Annotated in this window: 9 protein-coding genes; 6 read left to right on the plus strand and 3 right to left on the minus strand. The window is 66.6% G+C overall.

All coding sequences use genetic code 11. The features are described from left to right. The first annotated feature begins 68 nt into the window (after nucleotides 1-68). Both B4F19_RS14845 and B4F19_RS14850 read left to right on the plus strand, forming a co-directional pair. The gene (locus tag B4F19_RS14845) at nucleotides 69-1,088 is read left to right on the plus strand and encodes a 4-hydroxy-3-methylbut-2-enyl diphosphate reductase (RefSeq protein WP_374197993.1); all 1,020 of its coding nucleotides are present in this window, start codon (nucleotides 69-71) and stop codon (nucleotides 1,086-1,088) included. Next, on the plus strand, nucleotides 1,085-1,639 hold the full coding sequence (locus B4F19_RS14850; RefSeq protein ID WP_292725827.1) for a DUF6264 family protein: 555 nt from the start codon (nucleotides 1,085-1,087) through the stop codon (nucleotides 1,637-1,639). Before B4F19_RS14845 ends, B4F19_RS14850 begins: the two co-directional genes overlap by 4 nt. A 44-nt stretch (nucleotides 1,640-1,683) precedes the next feature. Here the strand turns inward: B4F19_RS14850 and fbaA are convergent, their stop codons facing one another. After that, the gene (fbaA, locus tag B4F19_RS14855) at nucleotides 1,684-2,715 is read right to left on the minus strand and encodes a class II fructose-bisphosphate aldolase (RefSeq protein WP_228177053.1); all 1,032 of its coding nucleotides are present in this window, start codon (nucleotides 2,713-2,715) and stop codon (nucleotides 1,684-1,686) included. A 186-nt stretch (nucleotides 2,716-2,901) separates the two neighbouring features. Here fbaA and B4F19_RS14860 point away from each other — a divergent pair, with 186 nt between their 5' ends. The 4 genes from B4F19_RS14860 to B4F19_RS14875 all read left to right on the plus strand — a co-directional run bounded on the left by B4F19_RS14860 (nucleotide 2,902) and on the right by B4F19_RS14875 (nucleotide 5,091). Further along, the gene (locus B4F19_RS14860; RefSeq protein ID WP_228177184.1) at nucleotides 2,902-3,231 is read left to right on the plus strand and encodes a hypothetical protein; all 330 of its coding nucleotides are present in this window, start codon (nucleotides 2,902-2,904) and stop codon (nucleotides 3,229-3,231) included. A gap of 74 nt (nucleotides 3,232-3,305) precedes the next feature. Further along, nucleotides 3,306-3,560 (plus strand): hypothetical protein, encoded by a 255-nt coding sequence (locus B4F19_RS14865; RefSeq protein WP_292735966.1) that lies wholly within the window; start codon nucleotides 3,306-3,308, stop codon nucleotides 3,558-3,560. Nucleotides 3,561-3,758: 198 nt separating this feature from the next. Further along, the gene (gene glpX / locus B4F19_RS14870; protein ID WP_228177055.1) at nucleotides 3,759-4,748 is read left to right on the plus strand and encodes a class II fructose-bisphosphatase; all 990 of its coding nucleotides are present in this window, start codon (nucleotides 3,759-3,761) and stop codon (nucleotides 4,746-4,748) included. A gap of 118 nt (nucleotides 4,749-4,866) precedes the next feature. Next, entirely contained in the window at nucleotides 4,867-5,091 is a 225-nt protein-coding gene (locus B4F19_RS14875; RefSeq protein ID WP_228177056.1) for a UDP-N-acetylmuramyl pentapeptide phosphotransferase, read from the plus strand. Here the strand turns inward: B4F19_RS14875 and B4F19_RS14880 are convergent. Beyond that, nucleotides 5,072-6,415, minus strand: a complete 1,344-nt coding sequence (locus B4F19_RS14880; protein WP_292735968.1) for a DNA recombination protein RmuC — start codon at nucleotides 6,413-6,415, stop codon at nucleotides 5,072-5,074. The two genes, B4F19_RS14875 and B4F19_RS14880, sit on opposite strands and share 20 nt — an antisense overlap. A gap of 83 nt (nucleotides 6,416-6,498) precedes the next feature. Beyond that, the coding region (locus B4F19_RS14885) for an exonuclease domain-containing protein (protein WP_292735971.1) at nucleotides 6,499-6,997 on the minus strand (499 nt) is incomplete at its 5' end.

Here is a 6,997-nt window from a genome sequence, read left to right on the forward strand (position 1 = left end):
CGCCCGGCCCGCGCTCAGGACGCCCCCGTAGAATCGGACCGATGAGCACTCCCGCGGTACACATGCCCATGCCCCGCGTTCCGCGGCGCCGTGAGCGCCTCCAGGATATCCCGGTCGACCGACCCAAGCGGGTGCTGCTCGCTGCGCCCCGGGGATACTGCGCGGGGGTCGATCGAGCCGTCATCGCGGTCGAGAAGGCGCTCGAGCGATTCGGTGCCCCCGTCTACGTCCGCAAGCAGATCGTTCACAACATCCACGTCGTGACCGAGCTGGAGCAGAAGGGCGCGATCTTCGTCGACGAGGTCGACGAAGTTCCCGAGGGCGCGCACGTCGTCTTCAGCGCGCACGGTGTGTCACCGGCTGTCGTGCAGTCGGCAGCCGATCGGCAGCTCCAGGCAATCGATGCGACCTGCCCGCTGGTGACGAAGGTTCACCGCGAAGCAGTGCGCTTTGCCCGTGACGAGTTCGAGATCCTCTTGATCGGTCACCTCGGTCACGAAGAGGTCGAGGGCACGGCGGGTGAGGCGCCGGAGCACATCACGATCGTCAACTCGCCCGAAGAGGCCGACACCGTTCAGGTGCGGGATCCGTCCCGCGTGGTCTGGCTCTCGCAGACGACGCTCTCGGTGGACGAAACGATGGAAACCGTCAGGCGGTTGCGCGAGCGGTTCCCCGAGCTGCAGGATCCGCCCTCCGACGACATCTGCTACGCGACCCAGAACCGCCAGGTAGCCATCAAGAAGGTCGCCCAAGGTGCTGACCTGGTGATCGTCGTCGGCTCGGCCAACTCGTCCAACAGCGTGCGGCTCGTCGAGGTCGCGCTCGAGTACGGCGCGAAGGCTGCGTATCGCGTCGATTACGCTGACGAGATTCGGCAGGAATGGCTCGATGGCGTTGCCAGCGTCGGTGTCACCAGTGGCGCCTCAGTCCCCGAGGTGCTGGTTCAGCAGGTGCTCGAGGACCTTGCGGCGGCCGGCTATCGCGACGTCGAAGAGGTGCGCACAGCCGAGGAGGACCTGATGTTCTCGCTTCCCAAGGAACTGCGGCAGAGCACAAGCGAACACCGGGGCGGGCGCGTGCGCGCATGAGCGACGAAGACCGGCCCGAGCCGAAGTACGGCGTCTATGCGACGCCGGAAGAGCAGCGGGCGCGCATCCAGAAGCCCGACGCGACATGGGCTCTCGAGACCGGCGAGTCGGTGACGGATGCCGCGGCGTCGGCATCCGTGGGCAACGACGGCACGCCCCGCAGTGCCGTCGACCCTGCACGATCGAGGGCAATCGACCGCATCGTCACCTTCGCCCTGCTTGCCTACGCGTTGGTCAACGTCGCTGTCGCTGCTCTCGCGCTCGTGGATTTCTCGCAATACGCCGCAACGGTCTTCGAGGTGATGGGGATCCCCGGCGAGTTCACGAACCTGGGCGGCGGACAGACGTGGGGTGCTGCAGCTGCGGTCGCCCTGATCATCGGATACCTCATCACCGCATGGTTCTCGGTGCGGCGGACCATGGCCGGCAAGATCGCGTGGTGGGTGCCGCTGGTCGGCGCCGTCGTGACTCATGTGGTCGTCGGCGCGCTCGCGATCGTCCCGCTGATGTCAGACCCCGCCTTCGCCGCGTACCTGACCTCGATCTCTTGAGATCAGGCACGCGGGTCGGCTGACTGAGTGCGTGCCGTTGTGTCTCAGGCGCCGAGCGACTTGCCCGCGGAACCGAGCTGCTGCGTGGCTTCGACCACACGTGCCGCCATCGCGGACTCCGCGACCTTGCCCCACGCGCGGGGGTCGTACGCCTTCTTGTTGCCGACCTCGCCATCGACCTTCAGGACGCCGTCGTAGTTGCTGAACATGAAGCCCGCGACGGAGCGCGTGAACGCGTACTGGGTGTCGGTGTCGATGTTCATCTTGATCACACCGTTCGCGACAGCCAGCGCGATCTCTTCCTCGGTCGAACCGCTGCCGCCGTGGAAGACGAGATCGAGGGGCTTGGCGCCGGTGCCGAACTTGGCTGCGATCCCCTCCTGGATCTCGCCGAGCAGTTCGGGCTTGAGCTTGACGTTGCCGGGCTTGTAGACCCCGTGCACGTTGCCGAAGGTGAGCGCGGCGATCCACCGGCCCTGGTCACCAAGACCCAGGGCCTCCACGACCTGCGTGACATCGCCGGTCGTGGTGTAGAGCGCGTCGTTTGTGCCCTCGTGCTTGACGCCGTCCTCTTCGCCGCCGACGACACCGATCTCGACCTCGAGGATCGCGTTGATGTTCTTCAGCCGGGGCAGCAGCTCCTTGGCGATCTCGATGTTCTCGCCGAGCGGGACTGCCGAGCCATCCCACATGTGGGACTGGAAGATCGGCTCGCCGCCGGCCTTGACCTGCTCCTCGGATGCCGCAAGCAGCGGGAGCACGAAGTCTTCGAGCGCGGGCTTGGGGCAGTGGTCGGTGTGCAGCGCGACGGTGATCGGGTAGTTCTTGGCGACCTCGGTCGCGAACTTCGCCATCGCAAGCGCTCCGGTCGCGCGAGCCTTGACGGTGTGACCGGCGAAGTAATCAGCGCCACCCGTCGTCACCTGCAGGATGCCGTCGGAACCTGCCTCCGCGAGACCCTGTAGTACCGCGTTGATCGACTGCGAGCTCGAGACGTTGATAGCCGGGTAGGCAAACCCGCCCGCCTTGGCGCGGTCGAGCATCTCGGCGTACTGGTCGGGGGTTGCGACGGGCATGAGTGCGCTCCTTGTCGGTGGGGATTCACCTCGGTGGGGGTTCACCGTCACTCTAGCGAAGCGGGCTCGCGCTCACCGAGACAGCGAGCCGTGAGATTGACCGGCGCAGCGGCTAACGTGCAACCCGAACATGAAGGTTCTGCCATGTCGGCCTTTATCGACGGCTGTGCACGTATGGTTGCGCACATGGGAACTGTTTACTACGGAGGATCGGCGACCCCGATCTACATCGATGACCTCGCGCTTGCGCATCTCAAAGTGGTGATCGCCACGAAGCTGCGCCGCGGCGAGAGTTTCACGGTGTCGTGGCAGCACCCAGAGGACCAGGAACCCGGCCGCACCACCCTGTGGCTGCATCCGTCGATACCACTCCGTTTCGTCTTCGATGAGCCGGAATCGCCGCAGTTGAGCCGCGAATGGATCGAGGACCTCGCCAACTCGGCGAACTCATCCGGGGGGATACTGCTCGTCTCGCAACACTTCGATGCAACGACGGCGCCCGTGGCGCGACCGTAGCCGCGTGCAGCGGCGGTGCGCAGGATCTGTCAAGGGGAGTGATCGCCGGAACATGAGGCCCTACCGTCGGGACGATGACTGATCCGACTGAGTACGATCCGACCAGTATGCGCAACCAGCCCGCTATGCGTCAGGGTGGTGAGAAACGGTGGTTGATCGCCGGCGGCATCCTGCTGATCGTTGCGGGCACCATCTTCGCCTTTCTCATGCCGCTGCAGTTCGCATCGGCGGGCATGGCGCTCTCACTCCTCGTCGCCGGTTACCTCGCGATGATCCTGAGCGCCATCTTCATCCAGTCGGCGCGCGCAAAGAGCATGACGTTGGCGTGACTGATGGCTGCAATGGGAATTTCCGCGGTCATCGGACTTGTCGTGGTCATCGCGCTCGAGTGGGCCGCCGGGGCATCGAGCGGACACAGCGGCGTCTGAGACACCGCGCTTTCGGGCCTGGCAAGAACCGCAATTCTTACCCCGAACCCGATGACGTAACCCCACGGTCGCGGGCGCGGCCGTGGCTAGGGTGAGAGCATGGTGAGCCTGACCGCAGACATGAGCCCGTTGCATCCCGACCGGAACCTGGCGCTCGAGCTGGTCCGTGCGACCGAGGCTGCGGCGATCCGGTCGGTGCCCTTCATCGGCCGCGGTGCCAAAGAGGCTGCCGATGGGGCAGCGGTCGACGCCATGCGCGCGTTCCTCACGACAGTGAGTTTCGACGGCACCATCGTCATCGGCGAGGGCGAAAAGGATGACGCCCCCATGCTCTTCAACGGTGAGAGTGTCGGCAACGGTCGCGGGCCGAAGTGCGACGTCGCGGTCGACCCGATCGACGGCACATCGCTGACGGCCGAGGGTCGCAATAACGCGCTCTCCGTCCTTGCTGTTTCAGATCACGGCACGATGCTCGACGCCTCGTCGGTGTTCTACATGGACAAGCTGGTGACCGGGCCCGCCGGTGTCGGCGTGGTCGACATCCGCCTCCCGATCGGCGAAAACATCCGGCTGTTGGCAAAGGCGCTCGGCAAACCGGTGGATGAGATCGTCGTCTCGGTCCTCAACCGGCCGCGACACGACAAGCTCATCGCACAGATCCGGGAGGCCGGGGCCGGCACACGCCTCATGAGCGACGGTGACGTCGCGGGGGGAATCAACGCGGCCCGTCACAACGCGCGAACCGACATGTGCGTGGGTATCGGAGGCAGCCCCGAGGGGATCGTTACGGCATGCGCGATCAAGGCCCTCGGCGGACACATCCAGGGACGGCTCTGGCCCCGCAATGACGACGAGGCGCAGCGCGCCACCGACGCGGGCCTGAAGGTCGACGGGCACATCTATGAGGCCGACGACATGGTCCAGGGCAACAACACGATCTTCGTTGCTACCGGAGTGACCAACGGCGAGCTCGTTGCCGGGGTTCGGCGTGAGGGCGGGTACGTCTACACGGAGAGTGTCGTTCTTCGCGGAGCTTCGGGGACCCTGCGTCGGATTTCGTCCGAGCACCTCGTATCGAAGTGGCTGTGAGCAGGTGACTTCCTCGTCGGCCTGATGGGCTGGCGCTGCTCTCGGGCGCGGTGCGGCCGCCTCCGCGCGGGCCTCTGGCAGAATCAGAGGAGTCCGAACGGAAGCGAGGAGTGACGCCATGTCGACACCACCGAGCGAAGACCGCAATCCCCGAACGGGCCCGCACACCGGTGCTCAGGCCGTGATCGCGGACGCCAGCGATCCGGCACGCCGACCTGACGTCTTCTTTCGGGTGCGTCGCCCCGAAGGGCATCAACCGTCGGTCTGGTGGTCGATCGGAGCGTTCATTTTGGTGTCGGGAACGGTTGTCGCCCTGCTGAGCCTCATTCCCGGCGGTGCGTAGGCGCCTGAACGCGCCCCCTGACCTCACCGAGATCTGCCGTTATGCGAGTTGGCGGCTCGTTATCGGTGATCCCCGAAGCTCGACTTCCGTCGTGTTCTGACCCGGGTTCCAGAAGTTCGATCGCCGTCAGGTGCCGGGGAGCCGACTCGATCGCGGCCGGGCCGGTGACGGCATCCAGCTTCGTGTCATCGATCCCGGGGAACTTCCTTGCCGTCACGAGCACCCGAGACTCGAGAGTTCCCGCGAAGCGGTTGAAGGACTCGACGGTCCGTTCGATCGACCGGCGCAGGTCGTTGGCGTGCGATGCGAGGCCGCCGAGCCGCGTGAACAGTTCATTGCCGAGATCGAACAGGCGCCGGGCATCCGCGGTGACGTCCTGCTGCGTCCAGGTGTAGGCGACGGTCTTGAGCACCGCCCACAGATTGACCGGTGACGCCAGCGCGACGCGTCGTCCGAAGGCGTAATCCAGCAGCGTGGGGTCGGCATCGAGTGCCGTCGACAGAAGTGACTCGCTCGGCACGAAGCAGATCACGAACTCGGGGCTCGATGACAACCCCGCCCAGTACGTCTTCTTGGCGAGGGCGTCCACGTGTGCGCGCATGGCCTTGACGTGCTTGTCGAGCAGCGCTCGCCGGTGCGCCGCGCCCGCGCCGGTCGCGGTGTCCGGGAGCGCGGCGGCCTCCAGATACGCATCAAGGGGAACCTTGGCGTCGACGGCGATGGCCTTGTCTCCCGGCAGCCGAATGATCATGTCAGGGCGGCCGGCGCCGGCATCCGTTTCGATCGTCGACTGGATGTCGAAGTCGACGTGCCGTGTCAGTCCGGCAGCCTCGACGACGCGGCGCAGCTGCGTCTCGCCCCACACGCCCCGCGTGCTTCCCGAACGCAGCGCGCTGGCAAGGCTCTCGGTCGTGGCGCGCAGAGCTTCATCGGACTGCTGGGCTCGGCGCAACTGCTCGGCGATCGTGCCGTACTGGTTCTGTCGTTCGCGTTCGAGTTCGGCGACAGTCGTCTGCATGGTCTGCAGCGTCTCGCGCACCGGTTCGAGGGCGCGCAGGACCGACTGTTCGCGTCTCTCGCGCTCTTCGCGGGCTGCCTGGTCGGAGCGGGTCTGCGCGACGAGGTCGCGGTACCACTCCTTCTGCTGCGCGAGCTGCGCGAGCGTCGCCTCGTGTGCGGCGGTGGTCGCGGCAAGCTGTTCCCGCACGCCGGCCAGCTGGGCCGCCGATCGGGCCCGAGCTCCCGCCGCACCCAAGGCCCACCCCGCGATGAGGCCTGCAGCGAGGCTCCCGAGGATGATTCCCGACACCAGTAATGCGTCCATGTCGTCAGGATGCCGCGGGCCACCGACATCGTCCGCTCACCGCGCCGCGACGGGGGCAGGGGCAGGGCAGAGGACGTGGCGCGTCAGGCGAAGATCGTCTCGGCTGCTGCGGCGAAGCCCTCGAGACGCCCGAGCCGCACCCCGAGTGCTTCGGCGAGTGACGTGATGTCGGGTGCGGCGGCGCGGCGCGCAGCATCGATCGCGATGTGCGCGCAGGCCACGGCATCCGCGACAGCCTCGTGATGCACGAAGCCCGCGTATCCGGCGGCGGCTGCCGCGGCGGGGAGGCGATGCGACGGGATGTCGTACGTGCGGCGCGATATCTGCACCGTGCAGGCGTAGGTCAGGTCGGGGCAGGCAGTTCCGGTTGCCTCGCAGGCCCGGCGGATGACGCTCATGTCGAACCCGGCGTTGTGGGCGACCGCGACGTCATCACCGATGAACGCGCACAGACCCGACAGCTGCCCAGCCCAGGTTGGCGCGTCTACGACGTCCTGTTCGCGGATCCCGTGAATGCGCGTGTTGATCTCGAAGAACCGGTCGTGGGGGAACGGCGGGCGGATGAGCCAGCCCGCCGTTTCG

The sequence above is a fragment of the Microbacterium sp. UBA1097 genome (assembly GCF_002313585.1).
Classification (GTDB): domain Bacteria; phylum Actinomycetota; class Actinomycetes; order Actinomycetales; family Microbacteriaceae; genus Microbacterium.